This window comes from Herbaspirillum sp. DW155, assembly GCF_037076565.1.
In the GTDB taxonomy this organism is placed as follows: Bacteria; Pseudomonadota; Gammaproteobacteria; order Burkholderiales; family Burkholderiaceae_D; genus Herbaspirillum.
On the sequence record NZ_AP029028.1, the window covers coordinates 334030 to 360139 of the forward strand.

The following is a 26110-nucleotide window of genomic DNA, read 5'->3' on the forward strand; positions in this document are numbered from 1 at the left end:
CCGGACAAGATGAATCTGCAACCGGTGCCCGAGCTGCAGCACCGCACCGTGCTGTTGGAAGAAGCCGTGGACGCGCTGGCCATCGAGGGCGAGCGCGCCAATGGCATTTACCTGGACGGAACCTTCGGTCGCGGCGGTCATAGCCGCGCCATCCTGTCCAGGCTGGGCCCGCAAGGGCGCCTGATCGCATTTGACAAGGATCCGTTGGCCATCGCCACGGCGCAAAAGATCACCGATGCTCGCTTCGAGATCGTGCATGACAGTTTTGCGACCATGGATGAAGCGCTCGCCGCACGCGGCATCGCGCAGGTCGACGGGGTATTGATGGATTTGGGCATCTCGTCGCCGCAGGTGGATGACGCCGCGCGCGGCTTCAGTTTTCGCCTCGATGGCCCGCTGGACATGCGCATGGATACCACCCGTGGCGTGTCGGCAGCGGAATGGCTGGCAACGGCAGATGAACAGCAGATTGCAAAGGTGATACGAGATTATGGGGAAGAACGGTTTGCTCTTCAGATTGCAAAGAAGATTGTTGCTGGCCGGGCAATCGAGCCAATTTCAAGCACACGACAGCTTGCCGCGCTCGTGGCACAAGCCGTCAAAACCCGCGAGAAAGGCAAAGACCCGGCCACTCGCACCTTTCAGGCTGTACGGATTTTCGTCAATCAAGAGCTTGAAGAACTCGAAGTAGGACTGGACAAGGCATTTGCCCAGATGGCGCAGCACGGGAGATTGGTCGTGATCAGCTTTCACTCGCTGGAAGATCGCATCGTCAAGCAGTTCATGGCCTCCAAAGCCCATGCGCCGCAGCCTGACCGCCGCCTGCCGATTCGTGCGGTGGACCTGCCGCAAGCGCCGGCGCGCCTGCTGCCGCGTGTCATGCCCAGCGCTTTTGAGGTGGAAGCCAACCCGCGTGCCCGCTCGGCGGTCATGCGCGGCCTCGAGCGCACTACGGCTGCTGCATCGCTCACCCAAGGGGCGCCTGCATGACCGGGCGTCTGTGCATCCTGCTGACCATCATGCTGGTGGGTTGCGCGCTGTCGGTCGTGAGCGCCCAGTACAAGGCCCGCAGTCTCTTCATCGAGCTGGAACGCGCGCAGAGCGCGGCCCGCCAGCTCGACGTCGATTGGGCGCAGCTGCAGCTGGACCAGTCCACGCTGGGCAAGAACGCCCGCATCGAAGAGCTGGCGCGGCGTGACCTGGGCATGGTCCCGGTGACCGCCGCCCGTACCCAATACCTGACCGTGGGGGCGCAATGACCAAGATGCCTCCGCGTACCAACCTCGCCGGCGGTCGTGTGGCCGCTTCCAAAGGCGTGGCGTTTTCTTCCAACCCCATCCTGCAGGTCAAGCTGCCGGCCTGGCGCTCGCGCTTCGTGCTGTTCGTGCTGTTTGCGGCCTTCGTGGCACTGGTGCTGCGGGCACTGTGGTTGCAGGGCGTATCCACCGATTTCCTGCAGAAGCAGGGCGCCTCCCGCTACGCCCGCACGCTGGAAATGCCCGCCACGCGCGGCAAGATCACCGACCGCAATGGCCAGGTGCTGGCATCTTCGGTGCCGGTCAAGGCGATCTGGGCCATTCCCGATGACGTCCAGGCCGCGCCCAAGGACAAGCTGGTGCAACTGGCCAAGCTGCTGGAGATGAGTGATGCCGAGCTGCGCAAGAAACTCGATTCGGATCGCAGCTTCGTCTATCTGAAGCGCCAGGTCGAGCAGGATACCGCCGACAAGATCGTCAAGCTGGGCATCCCCGGCATCGAGACACGCAAGGAATACAAGCGCTTCTATCCTGAAGGCGAGGTGATGGCGCACGTGGTCGGCTTCACCAATATCGAGGATGCCGGCCAGGACGGCATGGAACTGGCCGCCCAGAAGACGCTGGCCGGCGTGACCGGCAGTCGCCGCGTCATCAAGGATCGCCTGGGCCGTGTGGTGGAAGACATCGAATCCATCCGCGAACCGCATGATGGCCGCGACCTCACGCTTTCCATCGACAGCAAGATCCAGTACATCGCCTTCACGCAACTGAAGGAAGCGGTGGAAAAATACAAGGCCAAGGCCGGTGGCATCATCGTGGTCGATGCCAAGACCGGTGAAGTGCTGGCTCTGGCCAACCTGCCGACCTACAACCCCAACGACCGTTCCGTGCTGACCGGTGCGCAGCTGCGCAACCGCGTGGTGACCGATACCTTCGAACCCGGCTCGACCCTGAAACCCTTCACCGTGGCCCTGGCACTGGATACCCATCGCGTCACGCCCTCCACCGTGTTCCAGACCGCGCCCGGCAAGATGACCATCGGCACGGCCACCATCGGCGACTCCCATGCACATGGTGCCCTGACGGTGGCGCAGATCATCGAGAAGTCCTCCAACATCGGTACGGCCAAGATCGCGCTGGGCATGCCGCCGGAAGAGATGTGGGAAATGTTCACCACGGTGGGTTTCGGCCAGCAGCCGAAGTTCGGCTTCCCAGGTGCGGTCGCCGGGCGCGTGCGTCCCTACAAGTCGTGGCGTCCGATCGAGCAGGCCACCATGAGCTACGGCCACGGCATTTCGGTTTCGCTGATCCAGCTGGCGCACGCTTACCTGATCTTTGCCCGCAATGGTGACATCATTCCGCTGTCCTTCACCAAGGTCACCGATTCGCCCATCGGCCAGCGTGTCATCTCGCCCGATACCGCCCTGCAGATGCGGCGCATGCTGGAAACTGTGGTCGCTCCGGGCGGCACCGCGCCCCAGGCCCAGGTGCCGGGCTATCGCGTGGGCGGCAAGACCGGTACGGCCTACAAGATCGAAAACGGCAAGTACGTGCGCAAGTACGTGGCCTCCTTCTCGGGCATTGCCCCGATGTCGGACCCGCGCCTGATCATCTCGGTGATGATCGACGAGCCGCAAGGCCAGCACTACGGTGGCCCGGTGGCCGGTCCGGTGTTTGCCAACGTGGCCGCCAATGCCTTGCGCGCATTGAACGTACCGCCGGACTCCAGCGTGACCAACATCATCATTCCCAAAGAACCGCTTGAGGAGAGCATGTAATGTCCGAGCGCGTTCTGAGCCTTCAAGACATCTTCGCCTGGCTGCGCCAGGCGGCGCCGTCTGCGCAGCTGACCTCGGATTCCCGCCGCGTGGCGCCGGGCGACGTGTTCTTCGCCTACGTGGGCGACGCCGATGGCCGCTCCTATATTGCCGATGCCGTCGAGCGCGGCGCCGCCGCCGTGCTGTATGAAGCCGATGGCTATACCTGGCCCGACCAGATCGAAGAGCCGCACCTGGCCGTGCCCGATCTCAAGGCCCGTGCCGGCGAGATCGCCGCCGCCTGGTACGGCCAGCCTGACCAGAACATGCTGACGGTGGCCGTCACCGGCACCAATGGCAAGACCTCCTGCGCCTACTGGCTGGGCACGGCGCTCTCGCGCCTGCCCGGTGCCAGCGCTGCCGGCGTGATCGGCACCCTGGGCGTGGGTACCTTCATCAACGGCAAGCCGCAAGGTTTCGACGTCACCGGCTATACCACGCCGGACGCCGTGCTGCTGCAACGCAGCCTGTCCAAGCTGTCGCAGGCCCGCGTGGGGGCGCTGGCCATCGAGGCCTCGTCCATCGGGCTGGCCCAGGGACGCATGAATGGCATGCACGTCGACGTCGCCCTGCTGACCAATTTCACCCGCGATCACCTGGATTTCCACGGTGACATGCAGACCTATGAAGAGGCCAAGCGCAAGCTCTTCCAGTGGCCCGGCCTCAAGCACGCCGTGGTCAACCTGGACGATGGCATGGGCCAGCGCCTGCTGCCGCTGCTGGCCGAGCGCAAGCTGCCGGTGATCGGCTACGCCATTGCCGACGGGCTGGGTGGCGACACGCAAGGCGTACCCACCCTGCGCGCGACCCAACTGCGCAGCAGCCATACCGGTACCACTTTCCATGTGGACTCGCCCTTCGGCAGCGGCCAGGTCAAGACTCAGCTGGTCGGCCGCTTCAACGTCAGCAACGTGCTGGGCATCATGGGTGTGCTGCTTACTCAAGGCGTGGCCTGGGATGCGGTGGTGGCCGCCGCTGCCGCACTGACCCCGGCCCCTGGCCGCATGCAGCAATTCGGCGGCCCCGATGTGCCGCTGATCGTGATTGATTACGCCCATACCCCCGACGCGCTCGACAAGACCCTCTCCACCCTGCGCCAGGTCGCTACCCAGCGCGGTGGCCAGCTGTGGTGCGTGTTTGGCTGCGGCGGTGACCGCGATCCGGGCAAGCGCCCGCAGATGGGCCAGATCGCCGAGCAGGCCGATCAGGTCGTGCTGACCAGCGACAACCCGCGCACCGAAGATCCGCAAGTCATCATCGACCAGATCCGTGCCGGCATGAGCCGCGTCGAGCCGACCGTGCTGCCTGATCGCGCCGGTGCCATCCTGTGGGCGATCCGCCATGCCACCAAGTCCGACGTGGTGCTGCTGGCCGGCAAGGGCCATGAGCCTTATCAGGAAATCGCCGGCAAGAAATTGCCCTTCCTCGATGCCGATCATGTCGCGCTGGCCCTGGCCGCGCGCTCGACCATGATGGGAGGCGCATGATGCGATTCGATTTCCACCAGTTGCTGGAATGGATCCGCACCGCCGGGGAAGCCGCCTCCGCGCACACCGTGCCGGGCGTGGTCAATGCGCCGCAGGGCGTGCTCGAACTCAATGATGTCCTCACCGACAGTCGTGCGGTCAAGCCCGGCAATGTTTTCGTCGCGCTGCGCGGCGAACGTTTCGATGCGCATGATTTCCTCGATGCAGTGGCCGCCCAGGGCGCTGCCGCCGTGGTGGTCGAGCGCGTGCCGCCGGGCCTTGCCGTGCCGGCCATCGTGGTGCCCGACACCCGCGTGGCCTTGGGCCAGATCGCCCATGGCTGGCGTGCGCAGCGCCAGATTCCGGTCATCGGCGTGACCGGCAGCAACGGCAAGACCACCGTCAAGGAAATGATCGCCGCCATCCTCGCGGCCGCCTTCGGTGAAGACGGCTACCTGGGCACGCGCGGCAATTTCAACAACGAGATCGGCGTGCCGCTGACCTTGTTCCGCCTGCGCGCGCAGCACCAGGCCGCCGTCATCGAGATGGGCATGAACCATCCGGGCGAGATCGCCGTGCTCTCGCGCATCGCCGCGCCGACGCTGGGCCTGGTCAACAATGCCCAGCGCGAGCACCAGGAATTCATGGCCAGCGTGGAAGCGGTGGCCCGCGAAAACGGCGCCGTGATCCGCCACCTGCCCGCCGATGGCGTGGCCGTGTTCCCGGCCGATGATGATTTCACCCCGCTCTGGCGCGAAGAAGCCGGTGCGCGCCGCGTGCTGACCTTCGGCCTGAATGCGCAAGCCGATGTGAGTGCCAGCTATCAGGCCACCGCCTTCGGCAGCACGCTGCAGGTCACCGTCAAGGGGCTGGCCGTGCCGCCCGCGCAGTTCAAGGTCGAACTGGCCGCCGTCGGTGAGCACAACGTACGCAACGCACTGGCGGCTGCTGCCTGCGCACTCGGTGCCGGCATCCCGGTGGACGCCGTGGTGCGTGGCTTGCAGAGCTTTGCCCCGGTCAATGGGCGCCTGCAGCGCAAAGTGGCGCGCAGCGGCGCATTGGTGATCGACGACACCTACAACGCCAACCCCGATTCGGTGCGCGCCGCCATCGACGTACTGGCCGCCATCGCCGGCCCGCGCGTGCTGGTGCTGGGCGACATGGGCGAAGTCGGTGACCAGGGTCCGCAGTTCCATGCCGAGATCGGTGCCTATGCGCGCAGCCGTGGCATTCCGCTTTTCTTTGGATTGGGCGAATTGACGAAATACGCCGTCACTTCGTATGGCCCCACGCTGCAAAACGTAGCGCAGGCCATGCATTTCGACGACATCGGCGCACTCAATGCGGCGGTGGAGCAGGCCGCGCCGCAGGGCGCGACCGTTTTGGTAAAAGGTTCACGCTTCATGAAGATGGAGCGAGTTGTACAGCATCTGGTCAACGTTGAATCACTCACGCAACATCAACAGGAGACCCATTAGCATGCTGGTCTGGCTCGCACAGAATTTTCAACAGGACTTCGGCTTTCTGCGCCTGTTCAACTTCATCACCTTCCGCGCGGTGTTCGCCACGCTGACGGCGTTGTTGATCGGCATGATCGCCGGACCCGCCGTCATCCGCATGCTCACCCGCATGAAGGTCGGCCAGGCCGTGCGTACCGATGGTCCCCAGACCCACCTGATCAAGTCCGGCACTCCCACCATGGGCGGCGTGCTGATCCTGATCGGCATCGGCATCTCGACCCTGCTGTGGGCGGACCTGTCCAACCGCTTCGTGTGGATCGTGCTGATCGTCACGCTCGGCTTCGGCGCCATCGGCTGGGTCGATGACTACCGCAAGGTGGTCTATCGCGATCCCGAAGGCATGCGCTCGCGCGAAAAATATTTCTGGCAGTCGCTGATCGGCCTGGTGGCGGCGTTCTACCTGGCCTTCTCGGTCTCCGAAGTGAGCAACATGAAGGTCTTCGACCTCTTCGTGGCCTGGGTGCGTTCCGGCTTCAGCCTGGACCTGCCGCCCAAGGCCGACCTGATCGTGCCCTTCTTCAAGACCATCACCTATCCGCTGGGCGTGTGGGGCTTCATTGCGCTGACCTATTTCGTCATCGTCGGCACCAGCAATGCAGTCAACCTGACCGATGGTCTGGACGGCCTGGCCATCATGCCGACCGTGCTGGTCGGTGCGGCCCTGGGTCTGTTCGCCTACCTGACAGGCAATGCGTCCTATGCCAAATACCTGTTCATCCCGCACATCCCGGGCGCCGGTGAATTGCTGATCTTCTGCGGTGCCATGGGCGGCGCGGGCCTGGCCTTCCTCTGGTACAACGCCTATCCGGCGCAGGTGTTCATGGGCGACGTCGGCGCACTGGCGCTGGGCGGCGCGCTGGGCACCATCGCCGTGATCGTGCGGCAGGAAATCGTGCTCTTCATCATGGGCGGCATCTTCGTGGTGGAAACGCTGTCGGTGATGATCCAGGTGGCCTATTTCAAGTACACCAAGAAGCGTTTCGGCACCGGCCGCCGCGTGCTGCTGATGGCGCCGCTGCACCATCACTACGAGCAGAAGGGCTGGAAGGAAACCCAGGTGGTGGTGCGGTTCTGGATCATCACCATGATGCTGGTGCTGGTCGGCCTGTCGACGCTGAAGTTGCGGTAAACAGGCGATATGAAGAAAAACGGCGCCCCTTGTGACGAAATGCAAGCGGCGCCTTTGTGGTTGGCAGGGCTGGGCCCTGCATGGCAAGACCTTAATGAAGAAGTGAGTCGGAAAACAAGATGAATTACTCGGGCAAACACGTTCTGGTGCTCGGACTCGGCGAGTCCGGCCTGGCAATGGCGCGGTGGCTGGTCTACTGCGGCGCCGGCGTGCGCGTGGCCGATACCCGCAGTGAAGCGGCGCTGGCCGGGCGCCTGGCCGCCTTGCGCGCCGAGGCGCCGGCAGCCGAAGCCGTGCTGGGCCAGGCACTGGCGCCCTCGTTGCTGGATGGAATCGATTTCGTCGCCGTCAGTCCGGGCCTGGCGCCCGAGGGTGAGCTGGCGCCGCTGATGCCGGCCATCGCCGAACGCGGCCTGCCGCTGTGGGGCGAGATCGAATTGTTTGCGCAGGCGCTGGCCGCGCTGCGCGAAGAAACCCTGTATCAACCCAAGGTGCTGGCCATCACCGGCACCAACGGCAAGACCACCGTGACCCGCCTGACCGGCCTGCTGTGCCAGCGCGCCGGCCTGTCGGTGCAGGTGGCCGGCAACATCAGCCCGGCCGCCCTGGATGTGCTGCGCGAAGCCGTCATCAAGGACAAGGTATTCCTGGCCGAATTGGCCGAGCAGGATGCGATTGCTGCCGAACAGGCCGCCGCCGAAGCCGAGGCACAGGCGGCGCAGCAGGCCGTGCTGGACGCCCAGCAGGCCGCCGAGACCGAGAAGCACCGCCGCGCCGCCGCCCGCATCGAGGAAGCGGCCGCGATTGCCGTGCCGGTGTTGCAGGAGCAGCCCGGCGAGGCCGTCGCACCCTCCGAACCCGCCGAGCCTGAACCCGCCCCGCAGCTGGAGTTGCTGGTCGCTGCTGAGTCTGCACAAGAGCCAGCGCAAGAGCCAGCACAGCCCGCCACCGAGGTCTCATCCGACGATGCCGAGGCAGCCAGTGCCAGCGAACCGGCCTCCGAAGAGGGCGCGCCGCAAGACGCCCCCGCCCCCGCCATAGAAGCCACCCTGGACGTGGCCTCCGACGTGGTGCCGCAAGCCGATACCAACGCGCCTGCCACCACTGGCGAAGCGATGAACCTGGGCGACTTCATGGAAGTCTCGCGCAAGGCCGAGGAAGATGCGCTGGTCGAAGTCCCGCCGCCGCCCCCGCCCGAGCCGACCTATCGCGGCTCCATGCCGCAGGCCTGGGTACTGGAGCTGTCCAGCTTCCAGCTGCATACCACGCACAGTCTGCAGCCGCACGCCGCCACCGTCCTCAACCTGACTCAGGATCACCTCGACTGGCATGGCAGCATGGAAAACTACGCCGCCGACAAGGCCCGCATCTTTGGCCCGGACACCGTGCGCGTTCTGAACCGCGACGACGCGCTGGTGATGGAAATGGCCTCCGCTGCCGCGCCGCTGTCCACCTTCGGCCTGGATGAACCGTCCACGCCCAACAGCTTCGGTCTGGTCAACGACAACGGCATGCAATGGCTGGCCAATGCCTTCGTGCATGAAGACGATGAAGTGCCGGAAGGCAAGCGCCGCCGCAAGCAGAAGGACATGCTGCCGCCGCCCGTGACGCTCAAGCGCCTCATGCCCGCCGATGCCCTGAAGATCCGCGGCGCCCACAACGCCATGAACGCCCTGGCCGCACTGGCCCTGTGCCGCGCCATCGATCTGCCGATGGCACCGCTGCTGCACGGCCTGCGTGACTACACCGGCGAGCCCCATCGCGTGGAACTGGTCGGCGTGATCCAGGAAGTGGAGTACTACGACGACAGCAAGGGCACCAATGTCGGTGCCACCGTGGCGGCGCTGAACGGCCTGGGGCTGGGTGGCCGGCCCAACCGCATCGTGCTGATCGCCGGCGGCGATGGCAAGGGCCAGGATTTTTCGCCGCTGGACCTGCCGGTGCAGAAATATGCACGCGCGGTCCTGCTGATCGGCCGTGACGCCCCCACCGTGCGGGCCGCGCTGGCCGACAGCGGTGTCGAACTGATCGATTGCGCCACGCTGGAGCAGGCGGTGGAGCAGGCCGGGCAGATCGCCCAGGCGGGTGACATCGTGCTGCTCTCGCCGGCTTGCGCCAGCCTGGACATGTTCCGCAACTACGCCCATCGCGCCGAAGTCTTCGTGGATGCGGTGCGTGAACTGGCGCTCTCGCGCGGTGAGGTGCTGGCATGAAACTGGGCCTGTCCGTGATGCGTAGCTGGCTGGGTGGCCGCAAGGAGGCCGCCCCGGTGCCGGCCGGCCGTGCGCGCAGCGGCCGTGGCAGCGCCTCGGGCAGCATCGGATTCGAGCAGCGCTCGCGCATGATGGAATACGACCAGCCCCTGATCTGGGTGGTGCTGCTGCTCATGCTCTTTGGCATGGTGATGGTCTATTCGGCCTCGGTGGCGTTGCCGGATTCGCCCAAGTACGCTTCCTATTCGAACTATCACTTCCTGATCCGTCAGGCGATCTTCATCGTGCTCTCCATCATGACCGGCGCGGTGGTGTTCCGCGTGCGCATGGAAACCTGGCAGAAGTGGGCGCCGTATCTGTTCGCCATTACCCTGATCCTGCTGCTGATGGTGCTCATTCCCGGCGTGGGCAAGGGCGTCAACGGCGCCAAGCGCTGGCTCTCGCTGAAGATCATCAACCTGCAGCCGTCCGAACTGATGAAGCTCTTCATCGTGCTCTATGCCGCCGACTATACGGTGCGCAAGCAGGCGGTGATGCACAAGCTGGTCAAGGGCTTCTTCCCGATGGCCGCCGCCGTCGGCCTGGTCGGCCTGTTGCTCCTGCTGGAGCCCGATCTGGGCGCCTTCGGTGTGATCGTCTGTATCGCCATGGGCATCCTGTTCCTGGGCGGCATCAACGGTGTCTGGTTCGGCGGCATCGGCGCGACGCTGGTGGGCGTGTTCTCGCTGGTCATCGTGACCTCGCCGTGGCGGCGCGAGCGTATCTTCGCCTACCTGAATCCCTGGGAAGAAGACAACGCGCTGGGCAAGGCCTATCAGCTGTCGCACTCGCTGATTGCCTTCGGCCGTGGCGAGCTGTTTGGCGTGGGCCTGGGCAGCAGCGTGGAGAAATTGCATTACCTGCCGGAGGCGCATACCGACTTCCTGCTGGCTGTCATCGGCGAAGAACTCGGTTTCGCCGGTGTGCTGGTGGTGGTGCTGCTGTTCTACTGGCTGGTCAAGCATGCCTTCGAAATCGGCCGCCAGGCCATCGCCCTGGATCTGACCTTTGCCGGCCTGGTGGCCAAGGGTATCGGCATCTGGCTGGGTGTGCAGGCCTTCATCAACATGGGCGTGAACCTGGGCCTGTTGCCGACCAAGGGCCTGACGCTGCCGCTGATGAGTTATGGCGGTTCGGGCGTGCTGCTGAATTGTGTGGGCCTGGCCATCCTGTTGCGCATCGATTATGAAAACCGGGTGCTCATGCGCGGAGGCCGCCTGTGAGCGCGCCCCGCAAGTTGCTGATCATGGCGGCCGGTACCGGTGGCCATATCTTCCCGGGCCTGGCCATTGCCGATACCATGCGCGCGCGCGGCTGGCAGGTGAGCTGGCTGGGCACCTCGCACGGCATGGAGCGCGAGCTGGTGCCGCGCCATGGCGTGGAGATGGACAGCATCGTCTTCGCCGGCCTGCGCGGCAAGGGCCTGATGCATACGGTCAAGGGCGTGTGGCGGCTGGCGGCAAGCTTCTTGCATTGCCATGCCATCCTCGGTCGTCGTCGCCCCGATGTGGTACTGGGCATGGGCGGTTACGTCACCGTGCCGGGCGGCATGATGGCGCGCCTGCGCGGCAAGCCGCTGGTGCTGGTCAATGCGGATGCGGCGCTGTTGTTGTCGAACAAGACCTTGACGCCGATGGCGACCAAGGTGCTCTTTGGCTTCCCTGCCGATTTCGGTCGTGCAGCCGGCAAGGCCGAGGTCACCGGCAATCCGGTGCGCAAGGAAATCATCGCGCTGCCGCAGCCGGTCCAGCGTTACGCCGGCCGCAGCGGTCCGCTGAAGATCCTGGTGGTCGGCGGCAGCCTGGGCGCCAAGGTGTTGAATGACAACGTGCCGGCTGCGCTGGCGAAGCTGCCCGTTGCGTTGCGCCCGCAGGTGACGCACCAGTCGGGCAAGCAGCATATCGCGGCCTTGCGTTCGGCATACGAGGCCGCAGGCGTGCAGGCCGAAGTGGTCGATTTCATCGACGACATGCCGCGCCGCTATGCCGAGGCCGATCTGGTGATCTGCCGCGCTGGCGCGATCACCGTGTCCGAGCTGACGGCAGCGGGTGTGGCCAGCGTGCTGGTGCCGTTGGCGGTATCGACCACCTCGCACCAGATCGACAATGCCAGGTGGATGGCACAGAACAAGGCGGCGATTCACCTGCCGCAACGCGAACTGACGCCGGAACATCTGGCCGGTTTGCTGCAGAAACTGGACCGCGCTGCATGCCATGCCATGGCGCAGGCGGCATACGAACAAGGCCGGCGCGATGCCAACGAGGCAATCGCGCGCGTGCTGGAAGGACTGGTAACACCATGAAGCATCGCGTCAAGAATATTCACTTCGTCGGCATCGGCGGCGCCGGGATGAGCGGCATCGCCGAGGTGCTGCTTAACCTCGGCTATGGCGTTTCGGGCTCCGACCTGGGCAGCAACGCAGCCACCCAGCGCCTGGCACAGCTGGGCGCCTGCATCCGCTATGGCCATGCGGCCGAGAACATCGAAGGCGCCGACGCCATCGTCACCTCCACCGCCGTCAAGGGCGACAACCCGGAAGTGCTGGCCGCGCGCAAGAAGCACATCCCCATCGTGCCGCGTGCGGTGATGCTGGGTGAACTGATGCGCCTGAAGAAGGGCATTGCCATTGCCGGCACCCACGGCAAGACCACCACCACCAGCCTGGTGGCGAGCGTGCTGGCGCAGGGCGGGCTGGACCCGACCTTCGTCATCGGCGGCCGCCTCACCAGCGCCGGCGCCAATGCCAAGCTGGGTACCGGCGAATTCATCGTGGCCGAGGCCGATGAGTCCGATGCGTCCTTCCTCAACCTGACCCCCGTGATCGAAGTCATCACCAACATCGATGCCGATCACATGGAAACCTACAACCATGATTTCGCGCGCCTGAAGCAGGCCTTCGTCGAGTTCACCCAGCGCCTGCCGTTCTACGGCGTGGCCGTGCTCTGCCTGGATGATCCGCACGTGCGCGAGATCATGCCGATGGTCTCCAAGCCTATCCTCACCTATGGCTTCCATGAAGATGCCGACGTGCGCGCCACAGAGGCCCGCGCCGTGGACGGCAAGATGGAATTCACCGTGATCCAGGACGGCTACGCCCCCATGCAGGTGAGCCTGAACCAGCCCGGCATGCACAACGTGCAGAACGCCTGCGCGGCCATTGCCATTGCGCGCGAGCTGGATGTGGACGATGCCTCCACCCAGAAGGCGCTGACCGAATTCAACGGCGTGGGCCGCCGCTTCACGCGTTACGGCGAAGTGCCGATTACCGACGCGCAGGGCAATCCCGCTGGTCACTTCACGCTGGTGGACGATTACGGCCATCACCCGGTCGAGACCGCTGCCACCATCGCCGCCGCCCGTGGCGCCTATCCGGGCCGCCGTCTGGTGCTGGCCTTCCAGCCGCACCGTTATACCCGTACGCGTGATCTGTTCGAGGATTTCGTCAAGGTGCTGTCGTCTCCCGATGTGCTGGTCCTGGGTGAAGTCTATTCCGCCGGTGAAGCCCCTATCGTGGCCGCCGATGGCCGTTCGCTGGCGCATGCGCTGCGTGCGGCCGGCAAGGTGGAGCCGGTCTTCGTGGACGATATCGGCGACATGCCCGAGACCATCCGTAACGTCGTGCGCGATGGCGATGTGGTCATGACCATGGGCGCGGGCTCGATTTCCGCCGTGCCGGGCCGCCTGGTGGCGCAAGCCGGTGGCAAGAACGAACAGGGGGTCGCATGATCAGCCAGGAACAGATCAAGGGTTTCGGCCGCGTCGGCGTGCTCTTCGGTGGCCGCTCCGCCGAGCGCGAAGTATCGTTGATGTCGGGCAGCGGCGTCCTTCAGGCCCTGCGCAGCAAGGGAGTGGATGCGCATCCCTTCGATCCGGCTGAACGCAGCCTGGGTGAATTGCAGGCCGAGAAGTTCGATCGCGTCTTCATCGCCCTGCATGGACGCTATGGCGAGGACGGCACGCTGCAGGGGGCGCTGGAACAGATGGGCTTGCCCTATACCGGTCCCGGCGTGATGGCCTCCAGCATCGCCATGGACAAGATCATGACCAAGCGCATCTGGCTCTCGCACGGCCTGACCACGCCGCGCTTCCTGAGTCTGGATACCAAGACCGCTACCCGCGAACAATTGCGCGTAGTGCCCGATGAGCTGGGCCTGCCGCTGATGCTGAAGGCGCCGCATGAAGGCTCGACCATCGGCATTGCCAAGATCAACGGCTATTCCGACATGCAGGCGAGCTTCGAGATGTGCGCCCGCTATGACAGCGTGGTGCTGGCCGAGGAATTCATCCGTGGCCGTGAACTGACGGTGCCGGTGCTGGGGCAGGGACGCGATGCGCGGGCCTTGCCGATCATCGAGATCTGCGCCCCGGGCGGCAATTACGACTACCAGAACAAGTATTTCACCGACGACACGAAATATTACTGCCCGGCCCCGCTGGATGAGGAACTGACGCGCCATATCCAGGATCTGGCGGTACGTGCCTTCAATGCGCTGGGTTGCCGTGGCTGGAGCCGCGTGGATTTCATGCTGCGCGAGGCCGATGGAAAGGCTGAGCCTTACCTGATCGAAATCAACACCTCGCCCGGCATGACCGGTCATTCGCTGGTGCCGATGGCGGCCAAGGCGGTGGGCATGAGCTATGAAGACCTGTGCTGCGAGATTCTGGCGATGGCCTCGCTGGACATGAGGCCATCCAAGGATTGGACGCCGCAGGCGGACCAGCCGTGATGGTCCGGGTTTAAGGAAGAACGCGTCGATGTGGCAGGACGTCAAGATGCTCAACGCCATCAGCAGTGCGCTTTTTGCGCTGGTGCTGCTGGCCCTGGTGGCATCCGGTTTATGGTGGGTGGCGCAGCGGCCGATGTTTACGCTGCACACGATACGCATCGAATCGGCCAGCGACATGCCGCTGGAGAAGGTCAATGCGTTGACGGTGCGGGCCACTGCGGTGCCGCGCATCCACGGCAATTTCTTCACGGCCGACCTGACGGCGGTGCGTGCGGCCTTCGAAGCCGTGCCCTGGGTGCGCAAGGCCATGGTGCGGCGTGAATGGCCGGACCGGCTGGTGGTGAAGATCGAGGAACACAAGGCCCTGGGTACCTGGGGCGAAGATGGCAAGCTGCTCTCGCAAAAGGGTGACGTGTTCACCGCCAACCTGGCCGAGGCCGAGGATGACGGTGACCTGCTGGAGTTCGATGGCCCGCCCGGCAGCGAGAAAGAGGTGGTGACCCGGCTGGCGCAGTTCCGCCAGTGGTTTGCGCCCATCAAGCTGGAGCCGGAGTCGGTGGTGCTGTCGAACCGCTATGCCTGGACCGTGCGGCTGGACAATGGCATGACGGTCGAGCTGGGTCGTGAGCAGGGCGATGCGATTTTGAAGGAACGTGTAGCGCGGCTGGTGGCGGTCTATCCGCAACTGCTGGAACGATTGCAAGGAAAGATAGAAAGCGTCGACTTGCGCTATCCCAACGGGATGGCCTTGAAGGCGGATGGCCTGGTGCTGGCGGCAATGAACGGGAAAAAGAAATAAGCGGAACGCTATGACAAAAGACGCAAAAAATCTGATCGTCGGTCTGGACATCGGCACCTCGAAAGTGGTGGCGGTGGTGGCCGAGGTGCTGCCCGACGGCCGCCATGAAGTGATCGGGCTGGGGCAGTCCGAATCCAAGGGGCTCAAGAAAGGCGTGGTGGTCAACATCGAGGCCACGGTCGAATCCATCCAGCGCGCGCTGGAAGAAGCCGAGCTGATGGCCGACTGCAAGATCCGCAATGTCTACACGGGGATTGCCGGCAGCCACATCCGCAGCTTCAATTCCAGCGGCATGGTCGCCATCAAGGACAAGGAAGTCACCGCCGCCGACGTCTCGCGCGTGATCGAGACCGCCAAGGCGGTCAACATCCCGACCGACCAGCAGTTGCTGCACACGGTCCCGCAGGAATTCATCGTCGACAACCAGGAAGACGTACGCGAGCCCATCGGCATGAGCGGCATCCGCCTGGAAGTGAAGGTGCACATCGTCACCGGTGCGGTCTCTGCCGTGCAGAACATCGTCAAGTGCGTGCGCCGCTGCGGCCTGGAAGTGTCGGACCTGATCCTGCAGCCGATGGCCTCGGCCGATTCGGTGCTGACCACCGACGAGCGCGAGCTGGGCGTGGTGCTGGTCGACATCGGCGGCGGCACCACCGACGTGGCGGTCTTTACCGAAGGCGCGATCCGCCATACCGCGGTGATTCCGATTGCGGGTGACCAGATCACCAACGATATCGCCATGGCCTTGCGCACGCCGACGCTGGAAGCTGAAGAGATCAAGCTGCGCTATGGCGTGGCCAAGCAGATCCTGGCCGATCCGAGCGAGACGCTGGAAGTGCCCGGCCTGGGTGACCGCAATCCGCGCACGCTGTCGCGCCAGGCGCTGGCAGCGGTCATCGAGCCGCGTGTGGAAGAGCTGTTCGCGCTGGTGCATCAGGTGGTGCGCGAGTCGGGCTATGAAGAGGTGCTGTCCTCGGGCATCGTGCTCACTGGCGGCTCGGCCATGATGCCGGGCATGACCGAGCTGGCCGAAGACATCTTCCTGAAGCCCGCCCGCCTGGGTACGCCCGAATACAGCGGCCAGCTGGCCGACGTGGTGCGCAGCCCGCGCTACTCGACCGTGCTGGGCCTGTTGCAGGAAGCCAAGAAGCAATACTTGCGCGGCTACATCGTGACGCGCCAGGAAGGCTCGGTGAAGGCGGTCTGGCAGCGCATGAAGGAGTGGTTCCTCGGCAATTTCTGAATACCTGCCGGCGGCCGCCAGTGGCGGGTGCCGGCGAATGCATCAGGATGTAAAAGCATTGGGAGTTTCTGGCGGTTCAGTTGTACGGTTCTGGCAGTAAAAAATGATGAGAAGGGCCGCAAATTTGACGCTGGCTTTTCTTAGAATAGCGGTATCAAGGCATCAGTCGCATCATTGGCATCATCGGTATCAGCATTAGAAGAAACATCGGTAATTGAGCATATAGACAGCAGTGATCAGTTGCTAGTCGTCACACCGCGTGATGCCTATCAACTGCCAGCTGCAGGACACATATATTTTAAGGAGTCATCATGGAAATCGATATGGTCGACAATGCGACGCTGGGTACGATCATCAAGGTCGTGGGCGTTGGCGGTGCGGGCGGCAATGCCGTTCAGCACATGATTAACAAGGGTGTGTCCGGCGTGGAATTCATCGCCGCCAACACGGATGCCCAGGCACTGAAGCAATCCAAGGCACACAACGTCATCCAGATCGGCGACACCGGTCTGGGTGCCGGCATGCAGCCTGAAGTCGGCCGCCGTCTGGCCGAGGAAACCCGCGCCCGCATCGAAGACTCCCTGCGCGGCGCGCACATGGTCTTCATCGCGGCCGGTATGGGCGGCGGCACCGGCACCGGTGCTGCACCCGTGGTGGCGCAAGTGGCCAAGTCGCTGGGCGCGCTGACCGTGGCCGTGGTCTCCAAGCCGTTCTCCTACGAAGGCCAGAAGTGCATGGACATCGCCGACGCCGGTCTGGAAGAGCTGTCTCAGCACGTCGATTCGCTGATCATCATCCTCAACGAAAAGCTGGAAGAGATCTACGAAGATGACAGCATGATCGAATGGCTGTCGCATGCCGATGACGTGCTGAACAATGCGGTGGCCGGTATCGCCGAAATCATCAATGTGCCGGGCCACATCAACGTCGACTTCAACGACGTCAAGACCATCATGGGCGAGCAGGGCAAGGCCATGATGGGTACCGCTACTGCGGCCGGTGTGGATCGCGCCCGCGTGGCCGCCGAGCAGGCCGTGGCTTCGCCGCTGCTGGACGGCATCGACCTCTCCGGCGCGCGCGGCGTGCTGGTCAACGTCACTGCCAGCCGCAGCCTGAAGGGTAAGGAAATCAAGGAAGTCATGGCCACCGTGCGCGCCTTCGCCGCACCGGACGCCTCGATCGCCCAGGGCATCGCCTACGATGACAGCATGGGTGACGAGATCCGCGTGACCGTCGTGGCCACCGGCCTGGGCCGCGCACGCAAGGCCGTGCAGCTGGTGCAGACCCCGGTCATGCGCACCGGTACCCACAACGAGCCGATGATGGCCGTCGGTGGTGTGATGCCGCAAGGCACCGCGCAACCGGCCGGTGCGGCCTTCGGTGGCCTGAAGGCGCCGGCCGTGTGGCGCCGCGAGTCGGCATCCGACACCGTGCGCGCGCTGGAAAAGAACGGCATGGAAACCTACGACATCCCGGCCTTCCTGCGCAAGCAGGCGGACTGATCGTCCTCTGCCACGGCTGACCGGCCGCTTCACAGCAGGCCGGTCGGTTCCAAGGCATACTAACGCCGCGCCTGGTGCGCGGCGTTTTTTTTTTTGCGCAGCGCACCGGCAGCTCATCTGCCCGATCGATTCATCGGCACAGATTGATCTGTTCCCCCCAATTTGATTCAACCAACCAGACGAGGAAACACCATGACCATCAAGATCGGCGACCGCCTGCCCGAAGGCACCCTGACCGAATTCATCGAGACCGAGACCGAAGGCTGCAGCCTGGGCCCGAACGCCTTCAAGGTATCGGAGCTGGTCAAGGGCAAGAAGATCGCGCTGTTCGCCCTGCCCGGCGCCTTCACCCCGACCTGTTCGGCCAAGCACGTTCCGGGCTACATCGCCCTGGCCGACCAGTTCAAGGCCAAGGGTGTGGATGAGATCTGGTGCCTGTCGGTCAACGACGCCTTCGTCATGGGCGCCTGGGGCCGCGACCAGAAAGCCACCGGCATCGTGCGCATGTTCGGTGACGGCAGCGCCACCTTCACCAAGGCCCTGGGCATGGAATTCGATCTGACCGAACGCAACATGGGCGTACGCTCGCAGCGTTATTCCATGCTGGTCGAAGATGGCGTGGTCAAGCAGCTGAACCTGGAAGCAGCGGGCAAGTTCGAAGTCTCCAACGCCGAGACCCTGCTGGCGCAACTGGGCTGATGAGTGGCTGGTGGCCAGGCATCCCCGGCCATGAAGAGGACGGCATGCTGCGGCATGCCGTTTTTTCTTGCGGAAATCATTTATCCGTTTTCGGGCCGGCTGACATGATCCTGACGGCACTTTGCAGATGGGAACGATTTGCAACAAAGCCGCGCCCGCCGGGGCGGGGCTAGGGCATCTTGGCTATAATGGCCGGATGTTGAAACAGCGCACAATCAAGAATCTGGTCAAGACCACAGGGGTCGGCCTGCACTCCGGCACCAAGGTCGAGCTGACCCTGCGTCCGGCCGCACCCGATACCGGCATCCTGTTCCGCCGCGTGGATCTCGATCCCGTGGTCGAGCTGCCGATGATCGCCACCGGCGTGGGTGATACCCGCATGGCCTCGACCCTGACCAAGGATGGCGCCAAGGTCTCCACCGTCGAGCACCTGCTGTCGGCCTGCGCCGGCCTGGGCATCGACAATCTGGTCATTGATCTGACCGCAGAAGAAATTCCCATCATGGACGGCTCGGCCTCGTCGTTCGTCTTCCTGCTGCAGCAGGCCGGCCTGCAGGAGCAGAACGCACCGAAGAAATTCATCCGCGTCCTGAAGCCGGTGGAAGTGCGCGAAGGCACCGGCGACAAGGAAAAATGGGCCCGCCTGGAACCGTATGATGGCTTCCGCCTGAAGTTCTTCATCGAATTCAACCACCCGGCCGTGGACGGTACCGGGCAAGTGGCCGAGGTCGATTTCGGCATCGACTCCTACGTCAAGGAAATCGCCCGCGCGCGTACCTTCGGCTTCATGCAGGATGTGGAAACCCTGCGCGGCATGGGCCTGGCCCGTGGTGGTTCCTTCGAGAACGCCATCGTCATGGATGAATACCGCATCCTCAATGCCGATGGCCTGCGCTATGACAACGAGTTCGTGCGCCACAAGATCCTGGATGCCATCGGCGACCTCTACATCATCGGCCATCCGCTCCTGGCCAGCTACGACGCCCACAAGTCCGGTCATGGACTGAACAACCTGCTGCTGCGTGAATTGCTGTCGCAGCCGGATGCCTACGAAATCGTCAGCTTCGACCAGCTAGAACAGGCACCGCAGACCTATGTGATGCAAGCCCAGCAGGAGTGGGCGCTGAACTGACGCTTGCCCCTGCGGCAGATGCCCCAACGCAAAACGCCCCGGCCTGGACCGGGGCGTTTGGTTTTCTGGCGCGCTCTTGCCTTGCTGGCGATCTGATGGGAAATATCTTGTAAATTTTTTAGATGGATTTCGCCATCCGGCTATTTTCCCTGAGGAAATGGCGGGTCTTCACCTGCCTCCTTGGCCATTCTGCGCTGGTCGCGCCGCCGTATCATGGCATCGATGGCTTCTTTCAGGCCCTGGCTGCGCGGATCGCTGGCCAGCGTACTGCTGAGTTCGGCGAAGGAAGAGAGGGCGTTGTCGGTCAGTTCGAGCACGCGTTTTGGCGGTGGCGGGGGGGCCGTTCGGCCAACTTGCACTTTGATTCGGATTGAATTAACCTGCCATCCGTCCTTCAGCAGGCGGTCCTGCAGCCTCGGGGTTTGCTGCTTCAACCGGGCCGCCAGCGCTGCATTGGGGGCGCTCATGACCAGCACGCCAGCTTCAAACTGTAAGATCTGACACGCGGCAAACATCGCCGGCAAGTTCGCGGCGACCGACTGCTGCAGCGTGCCCATGCGAGCTAGGGCGGGCAACAGCGCCGCCATCGTCGAATTCGACCGCAAGAAATCCGCGGCTCCCTTCGTGCTCTTCGCCATGCGTTGAGCGCTCGTGGGAGCAGGCCGATAAGGGGTGAACGTAGATGGGTACTTCATCTTTAAACCTTATCACATCCGGTGTCTGACCGGCCGGAGACCAAGGAGCAAAGATGCAAATTATCCTGCTGCACCCCCGCCTCACCAAAGCCCGCTCCGTCACGCTGGGCACCAAGCACATTCTGCTGCTGCTGTTGCTGCTGGTCACGCTGGTGGCCGGCTCTTCGCTGTCGATTACCTACTTCCTGCTCAACCGCGCGGGCAACCCCGATGCCTCGCCGATGCTGCACAAGCTGGCCGTCTCGATGAGCCAGGAAGAAGACGGCCGCAACGAGAAATTCCTCAAGGAAAACCTGGCCATGATGGCCGTCAAGGTCGGCGAGATGCAGGCCCAGATGATGCGCCTGGATGCGCTGGGCGAGCGGGTGCAGGGCCTGGCCGGCATCCGTCCCGAAGAGTTCAACTTCAAGGAACTGCCCGGTCGCGGCGGCGCCGAAGTCTCCAGCATCGCCGGTCCCGGCCGCGACGTCGGCATGGACGAGCTGCGCCGCATGCTCGACAACCTGGCCGTGGACGCCGGCCATCGCACCGACTACCTCAACGCCGTCGAATCCACCCTGATGAGCGACAAGATCAAGTCGCGCCTCTTGCCCACCAATCAACCGGTCAACGTGGCCTACAACTCGTCGAGCTTCGGCTGGCGGCTCGACCCCTTCACCGGCCACAACGCCTTCCACGAAGGTCTGGACTTCCCAGCCCCGGTCGGCACCCGCATCGTCGCCGCCGCCGCCGGCGTGGTGATTGCCTCTGAATATCATTACCAGTTTGGCAACATGCTGGAAATCGACCACGGCAACAACATCATCACCCGTTATGCCCATGCCTCGCGGCTGTATGTGAAGGTGGGCGATATCGTCAAGCGTGGCCAGCACGTGGCCGATGTGGGCTCGACCGGCCGCTCGACCGGGGCGCACCTGCATTTCGAGGTGCGTATCCGCGGCATTGCCCAGGATCCGCGCAAGTTCCTGGCGCTGGGCGCCACCGGCGGCAATCAGCCCAAGCAGTTGCCGGTCTTCGTGGCAGGTCACTGAGCAGCGTCGGGCGGGCGTTTCCGGCTTGGCAAGCGGTCTGAAAGCCGCATTCCTGGCAAATTGTTGCATACCGGATAAGCCCGGCATGACGGTTTCAGCCAAATTCCGGCTTCCCATTGAAACCTTGTAAACACGCCCGATCTAAAGCGAACGCGGCGCGAGGCCTTTCGTCAAGCCAATGCAGGGGGCCTGCGTGCTAAAATCCGTGGTTCATTTTCGGGCGTGGCCGGCTGGAACCCGGCGGCCGGGAGCCCAACGTCACTCTGCCGGATCGTTCATCGGCGCTTTTATAGAATCCAAGCATGTCATTCCTGACCAAGATTTTCGGCAGCCGTAACCAGCGACTGCTCAAACAATATCAAAAAATCGTCCGCCAGATTAATGCGCTGGAGCCCTCGGTCGAGAAGCTGACCGACGCCGAACTGCAAGCCAAGACGCCCGAATTCAAGCAACGCATCGCCGGCGGCGAGACGCTCGACGCGATCCTGCCGGAAGCCTTTGCGGTTTGCCGCGAAGCTTCCCGCCGCGTGCTCAAGATGCGCCACTTCGACGTGCAGCTGATCGGCGGCATGGCGCTGCACTTCGGCAAAATCGCCGAAATGCGCACCGGTGAGGGCAAGACCCTGATGGCGACCCTGCCAGCCTACCTCAATGCACTCGCCGGCAAGGGCGTCCACGTAGTGACCGTCAACGACTACCTGGCCCAGCGCGATGCCGAAGACATGGGCCGCCTCTACAGCTGGCTGGGCCTGACCACCGGCGTGAACCTGTCGCAGATGGAACACGACGTCAAGCAGGAAGCCTACGCCGCCGACATCACCTACGGTACCAACAACGAATTCGGTTTCGACTACCTGCGCGACAACATGGTCTTCGACGCCGACGACCGCGTGCAGCGCGCCCTGAACTTCGCCATCGTCGACGAAGTGGACTCCATCCTCATCGACGAAGCGCGTACCCCGCTGATCATCTCCGGTCAGGCCGAGAATCACACCGAGCTGTATCACAAGATGAACGCCGTGCCGCCGCTGCTGACCCTGCAGATCGGCGAGGAAACCCCGGACGGCAAGGGCAAGATCGAAGTCCCCGGTGACTACACCAAGGACGAGAAGAGCCACCAGGTGCTGCTGACCGAAGCCGGTCACGACAAGGCCGAGGAAATCCTGACCCAGATGGGCCTGCTGCCCGAAGGCGCTTCGCTCTATGACGCCGCCAACATCACCCTGATCCACCACCTGTACGCCGCCCTGCGCGCGCACACCCTGTATCACCGCGACCAGCATTACGTGGTGCAGAACGGTGAAGTGGTGATCGTCGACGAATTCACTGGCCGCCTGATGACCGGCCGCCGCTGGTCCGATGGCCTGCACCAGGCGGTCGAAGCCAAGGAAGGCGTGAAGATCCAGAACGAGAACCAGACCCTGGCCTCGATCACCTTCCAGAACTACTTCCGCATGTACGCCAAGCTGTCCGGCATGACCGGTACCGCCGATACCGAAGCCTACGAATTCCAGGAAATCTATCACCTGGAAACCGTGGTGATCCCGCCCAACCGTCCCAATGCCCGCAAGGACCGCCAGGATCAGGTCTACAAGACCGCGCAAGAGAAGTACATGGCCATGCTCAAGGACATCCAGGACTGCTACGAGCGCGGCCAGCCGGTGCTGGTGGGCACCACCTCGATCGAGAACTCGGAACTGCTCTCGGGCATCCTGACCAAGGCCAAGCTGCCGCACAACGTGTTGAACGCCAAGCAGCACGCGCGTGAAGCGGAGATCGTGGCACAGGCCGGCCGTCCCAAGATGATCACCATCGCCACCAACATGGCCGGCCGCGGTACCGACATCGTGCTGGGCGGCAACGTGGGCAAGCAGATCCAGCTGATCGAGGCCGATGAATCCCTGTCGGATGCCGACAAGGCCGCCAAGTCCCAGCAACTGCGCGACGAATGGCAGTCCCTGCACGACCACGTCGTCAATGCCGGCGGCCTGCACATCATCGGTACTGAGCGTCACGAATCGCGCCGGGTGGACAACCAGCTGCGTGGCCGTTCCGGCCGCCAGGGCGATCCGGGTTCCTCGCGCTTCTACCTGTCGCTGGACGATGCACTGCTGCGCATTTTCGCCGGCGACCGCGTGCGCGCCATCATGGACCGCCTGAAGATGCCCGAAGGCGAACCCATCGAAGCCGGTATCGTGACCCGCTCCATCGAATCGGCCCAGCGCAAGGTAGAAGCCCGCAACTTCGACATCCGCAAGCAGTTGCTGGAATACGATGACGTCGCCAACGACCAGCGCAAGGTCATCTACCAGCAGCGCAACGAACTGCTGGAGTCGGCCGAGATGGCCGAGATGATCGCCTCGCTGCGCGATGGCGTCTTCACCGACCTGTTCCGCGAATACGTGCCGGCCGAGTCGATGGAAGAGCAGTGGGACATCCCCGGCCTGCAAGCCGTGCTCAAGAACGAGTGGCAGCTGGATGTCGATCTGGAGGGCATGCTCAAGGCCGAACCCGACATGGCCGACGACGACCTGCTGGAGCGCCTGCTCGCCGCCGCCAGGGAGGCCTACGAATCCAAGGTGGCCGTGGTCGGCGTGGACGCCTTCGCCGGTTTCGAGCGCAGTGTCATGCTGCAGAGCATCGACAACCACTGGCGCGAACACCTGGCCGCACTGGACCACCTGCGCCAGGGCATCCACCTGCGCGGCTATGCGCAGAAGAACCCCAAGCAGGAATACAAGCGCGAAGCGTTTGAGCTGTTCGCCCAGATGCTGGACCTGATCAAGAACGAAGTCATCAAGGTCGTCATGACCGTGCGCATCCAGAGCCGCGAAGAAATCGAAGCGGCCGAGGAAAGCATGTCCGGTGGCTCGCCCATCAACGTCAACTACCAGCACGCCGACTTCGACCCCGAGGCCGCACCGGAAGAACTGCTGGCACCGACCGCCCAGGCCGGTACAGAAGACGGTTCGGAATACCCCAAGGTCGGCCGCAACGATCCCTGCCCCTGCGGCAGCGGCAAGAAGTACAAGCAGTGCCACGGCAAGCTGGCGTGAGCCTGAACTGAGCTGACCGGGGTCCGGTTCAGCCGCTTTTTGGCCCGATGTGAAGAGGCTGTCCAATCGCAAGCTTGGACAGCCTTTTTTACATCTGCCAGGTGAAGGCTTCTGCAAAATTTTGCCCGGCTGCCCTTATCATGGCTGCTCCGTCAGTCATCGCCTGCCGCCCAGGAGAACAAGAACATGCCCTTCGCCAAGCTGGTCCGCGCCTTGCCGCGTGCTTTTCTGCGGTTTTCTCTCTCTTCCCGCCTGAGCTGTGCCGCCGCTGCCGTGCTGCTGGCCGGCTGCGCCTCGTCGCCGCTGCCGCAATGGCGCGACAGCGGTCCCGGTTACGCCCCGGTCACGCCCTCCATTGCGGTGACCGATACCAGCGTGCCGGCCGTGGCCATCAGCACCGCCCCGCCCACGCGCGCCGCGCTGGTGGAGGCGGCCAAGGCCGAGTGGGACTTCTTCGGTAACCAGCAGATCGACATGCGCCACGAACCCTTCAGCGCTCCGCGCCTGGGCCTGCTGGAAGATGAAGGCGAGGCCGTCCAGCGGGTGGCCGAATACTGGCATGCGGTGGGCAAGAACCTGACCGGCGCTGACTGCCAGCAAGCCTGGTCGGCCGCCTTCATTTCCTGGCTGATGGTCACGACCAACGTGCCGCCGCAGGATTTCGCCCCCAACGAAACCCACTTCAATTACCTGAGCTTCCTCAAGGAGCGCCAGTCGCGCCCCTCGCCGCAATTCGTGTTGCGTCCGGCCGAGAGCGAGCCGATCGCGCCCGGTGACCTGATCTGCGCGCCGCGCGGCAACAACAACATCACCTCCATCGACGAAATCCGCCCCGGCCTGGCCGGCCATTGCGACATCGTGGTGGAGGTGCATGCCGATGACGGCTGGGCGGGCGTGATCGGTGGCAATGTCTTCAATTCGGTCTCCGAATCGCTGATCTCCGTGGATGCCCGGGGTGTCGCCCAGCCCATTGCGGCGCGCCCGTGGCTGGTGGTGGTCAAGAACCTGCTGCCCTGATACGGAGAGCGCCATGCTGATCCTGGGCAAGCTGCTGCTGGCGCCGCTGTTGCTGGCGCAGGCCAGGCGCCTGCGCAAGACCGCGCTGCGCCTGCCGGAGGCGGCCGGGCCGCGCAGCGGTGTGGAGTTTCCTGCGCTGCGTCCCGAGCTGGTGGCCGAACCGCTGCGCCTGCTGGTGGTGGGCGATTCCTCGGCCGCCGGTGTGGGCGTAGAGCATCAGGAGCAAGCCCTGGCCCAGCCGCTGGCGCGCCATCTGGCGCTGCGTGCCGACCGTCCGGTGGCCTGGCAGCTGGTGGCAAAAAGCGGCGTCAATTCGCTGGAAGCACTGGACCTGCTGGCACGCAGTGAGATCGGCCCGGCCGCCGTGCTGGTGGTGGCGCTGGGGGTGAACGACGTGACCTCGCAGATGCCTCCCAAACGCTACGTGGCCAATCTGCGCCTGCTGTGCGAACGCCTGATGGCGCAGGCGGGGGTGGAGCACATCGTCTTTTCGGGTTTGCCGCCCATGCATCTGTTGCCGGTGGCGCCGCAGCCGCTGCGCTGGTACCTGGGACGGTACGCGCGCAAGCTGGACCGCGCCTTGCGTGACTGGATCGGCGGCGACGCCGCGCTGCGCTACTGCTCGCTGCAATGGGCGCTGCCGCATGAGATGGCCATCGACCGCTTCCATCCCGGTCACGGGCAGTATGCCGAATGGGCCAGGATGAGCGCCGAGATCATCGAAAGCGAGTTCCTGCGTCATCAGCCGGTGACGGAAAGTGTTTAAAAT

Annotated in this window: 21 protein-coding genes; 20 read left to right on the top strand and 1 reads right to left on the bottom strand. The window is 64.0% G+C overall.

Features of this window, described 5'->3' with window-relative positions; all coding sequences use genetic code 11:
* Positions 1-9: 9 nt before the first annotated feature.
* The 16 genes from rsmH to lpxC all read left to right on the top strand — a co-directional run bounded on the left by rsmH (position 10) and on the right by lpxC (position 19542).
* A complete protein-coding gene (gene rsmH / locus AACH55_RS01490; protein ID WP_338717632.1) occupies positions 10-990 on the top strand; it encodes a 16S rRNA (cytosine(1402)-N(4))-methyltransferase RsmH in 981 nt (326 codons plus the stop codon).
* Positions 987-1259 (top strand): cell division protein FtsL, encoded by a 273-nt coding sequence (ftsL, locus tag AACH55_RS01495; protein ID WP_338717633.1) that lies wholly within the window; start codon positions 987-989, stop codon positions 1257-1259. The genes rsmH and ftsL overlap by 4 nt, the downstream gene beginning before the upstream one ends.
* A complete protein-coding gene (locus AACH55_RS01500) occupies positions 1256-3034 on the top strand; it encodes a penicillin-binding protein 2 (RefSeq protein WP_338717634.1) in 1779 nt (592 codons plus the stop codon). The genes ftsL and AACH55_RS01500 overlap by 4 nt, the downstream gene beginning before the upstream one ends.
* On the top strand, positions 3034-4560 hold the full coding sequence (locus tag AACH55_RS01505; protein WP_338717635.1) for a UDP-N-acetylmuramoyl-L-alanyl-D-glutamate--2,6-diaminopimelate ligase: 1527 nt from the start codon (positions 3034-3036) through the stop codon (positions 4558-4560). The genes AACH55_RS01500 and AACH55_RS01505 overlap by 1 nt, the downstream gene beginning before the upstream one ends.
* Positions 4557-6017: a UDP-N-acetylmuramoyl-tripeptide--D-alanyl-D-alanine ligase gene (gene murF / locus AACH55_RS01510; protein WP_338717637.1), complete on the top strand. Its 1461-nt coding sequence runs from the start codon at positions 4557-4559 to the stop codon at positions 6015-6017. The genes AACH55_RS01505 and murF overlap by 4 nt, the downstream gene beginning before the upstream one ends.
* Position 6018: 1 nt before the next feature.
* Positions 6019-7188 (top strand): phospho-N-acetylmuramoyl-pentapeptide-transferase, encoded by a 1170-nt coding sequence (gene mraY, locus AACH55_RS01515; protein WP_338717638.1) that lies wholly within the window; start codon positions 6019-6021, stop codon positions 7186-7188.
* 119 nt (positions 7189-7307) lie between these two features.
* Positions 7308-9401 (top strand): UDP-N-acetylmuramoyl-L-alanine--D-glutamate ligase, encoded by a 2094-nt coding sequence (gene murD, locus AACH55_RS01520; protein WP_338717639.1) that lies wholly within the window; start codon positions 7308-7310, stop codon positions 9399-9401.
* The gene (gene ftsW, locus AACH55_RS01525) at positions 9398-10663 is read left to right on the top strand and encodes a putative lipid II flippase FtsW (protein WP_338717640.1); all 1266 of its coding nucleotides are present in this window, start codon (positions 9398-9400) and stop codon (positions 10661-10663) included. The genes murD and ftsW overlap by 4 nt, the downstream gene beginning before the upstream one ends.
* Positions 10660-11742, top strand: a complete 1083-nt coding sequence (gene murG / locus AACH55_RS01530; RefSeq protein WP_338717641.1) for an undecaprenyldiphospho-muramoylpentapeptide beta-N-acetylglucosaminyltransferase — start codon at positions 10660-10662, stop codon at positions 11740-11742. Before ftsW ends, murG begins: the two co-directional genes overlap by 4 nt.
* Complete coding sequence (gene murC, locus AACH55_RS01535; protein WP_338717642.1) at positions 11739-13166, top strand: UDP-N-acetylmuramate--L-alanine ligase; 1428 nt, start codon at positions 11739-11741, stop codon at positions 13164-13166. The genes murG and murC overlap by 4 nt, the downstream gene beginning before the upstream one ends.
* Positions 13163-14167: a D-alanine--D-alanine ligase gene (locus AACH55_RS01540; protein ID WP_338717644.1), complete on the top strand. Its 1005-nt coding sequence runs from the start codon at positions 13163-13165 to the stop codon at positions 14165-14167. Before murC ends, AACH55_RS01540 begins: the two co-directional genes overlap by 4 nt.
* 28 nt (positions 14168-14195) lie before the next feature.
* A complete protein-coding gene (locus AACH55_RS01545; RefSeq protein WP_338717645.1) occupies positions 14196-14966 on the top strand; it encodes a cell division protein FtsQ/DivIB in 771 nt (256 codons plus the stop codon).
* 10 nt (positions 14967-14976) lie between these two features.
* A complete protein-coding gene (gene ftsA / locus AACH55_RS01550; RefSeq protein WP_338717646.1) occupies positions 14977-16209 on the top strand; it encodes a cell division protein FtsA in 1233 nt (410 codons plus the stop codon).
* Positions 16210-16520: 311 nt separating this feature from the next.
* Positions 16521-17711 (top strand): cell division protein FtsZ, encoded by a 1191-nt coding sequence (ftsZ, locus tag AACH55_RS01555; protein WP_338717647.1) that lies wholly within the window; start codon positions 16521-16523, stop codon positions 17709-17711.
* A gap of 192 nt (positions 17712-17903) precedes the next feature.
* Positions 17904-18410: a peroxiredoxin gene (locus AACH55_RS01560; protein ID WP_338717648.1), complete on the top strand. Its 507-nt coding sequence runs from the start codon at positions 17904-17906 to the stop codon at positions 18408-18410.
* A 196-nt stretch (positions 18411-18606) separates the two neighbouring features.
* Positions 18607-19542, top strand: coding sequence for a UDP-3-O-acyl-N-acetylglucosamine deacetylase (lpxC, locus tag AACH55_RS01565; RefSeq protein ID WP_338717649.1), 936 nt, complete (start codon positions 18607-18609; stop codon positions 19540-19542).
* A 140-nt stretch (positions 19543-19682) separates the two neighbouring features.
* Here the strand turns inward: lpxC and AACH55_RS01570 are convergent, their stop codons facing one another.
* A complete protein-coding gene (locus AACH55_RS01570; RefSeq protein WP_338717650.1) occupies positions 19683-20237 on the bottom strand; it encodes a DciA family protein in 555 nt (184 codons plus the stop codon).
* 53 nt (positions 20238-20290) lie between these two features.
* On the opposite strand from AACH55_RS01570, the gene AACH55_RS01575 reads away from it, so the two are divergent.
* The 4 genes from AACH55_RS01575 (at position 20291) to AACH55_RS01590 (ending at position 26107) form a co-directional block, all read left to right on the top strand.
* On the top strand, positions 20291-21268 hold the full coding sequence (locus AACH55_RS01575; RefSeq protein ID WP_338717651.1) for a M23 family metallopeptidase: 978 nt from the start codon (positions 20291-20293) through the stop codon (positions 21266-21268).
* A gap of 302 nt (positions 21269-21570) precedes the next feature.
* Entirely contained in the window at positions 21571-24324 is a 2754-nt protein-coding gene (secA, locus tag AACH55_RS01580; protein WP_338717652.1) for a preprotein translocase subunit SecA, read from the top strand.
* Positions 24325-24510: 186 nt separating this feature from the next.
* Entirely contained in the window at positions 24511-25341 is an 831-nt protein-coding gene (locus AACH55_RS01585) for a DUF2272 domain-containing protein (protein ID WP_338717654.1), read from the top strand.
* Positions 25342-25354: 13 nt separating this feature from the next.
* On the top strand, positions 25355-26107 hold the full coding sequence (locus tag AACH55_RS01590; protein ID WP_338717655.1) for an SGNH/GDSL hydrolase family protein: 753 nt from the start codon (positions 25355-25357) through the stop codon (positions 26105-26107).
* Positions 26108-26110 lie beyond the last annotated feature (3 nt).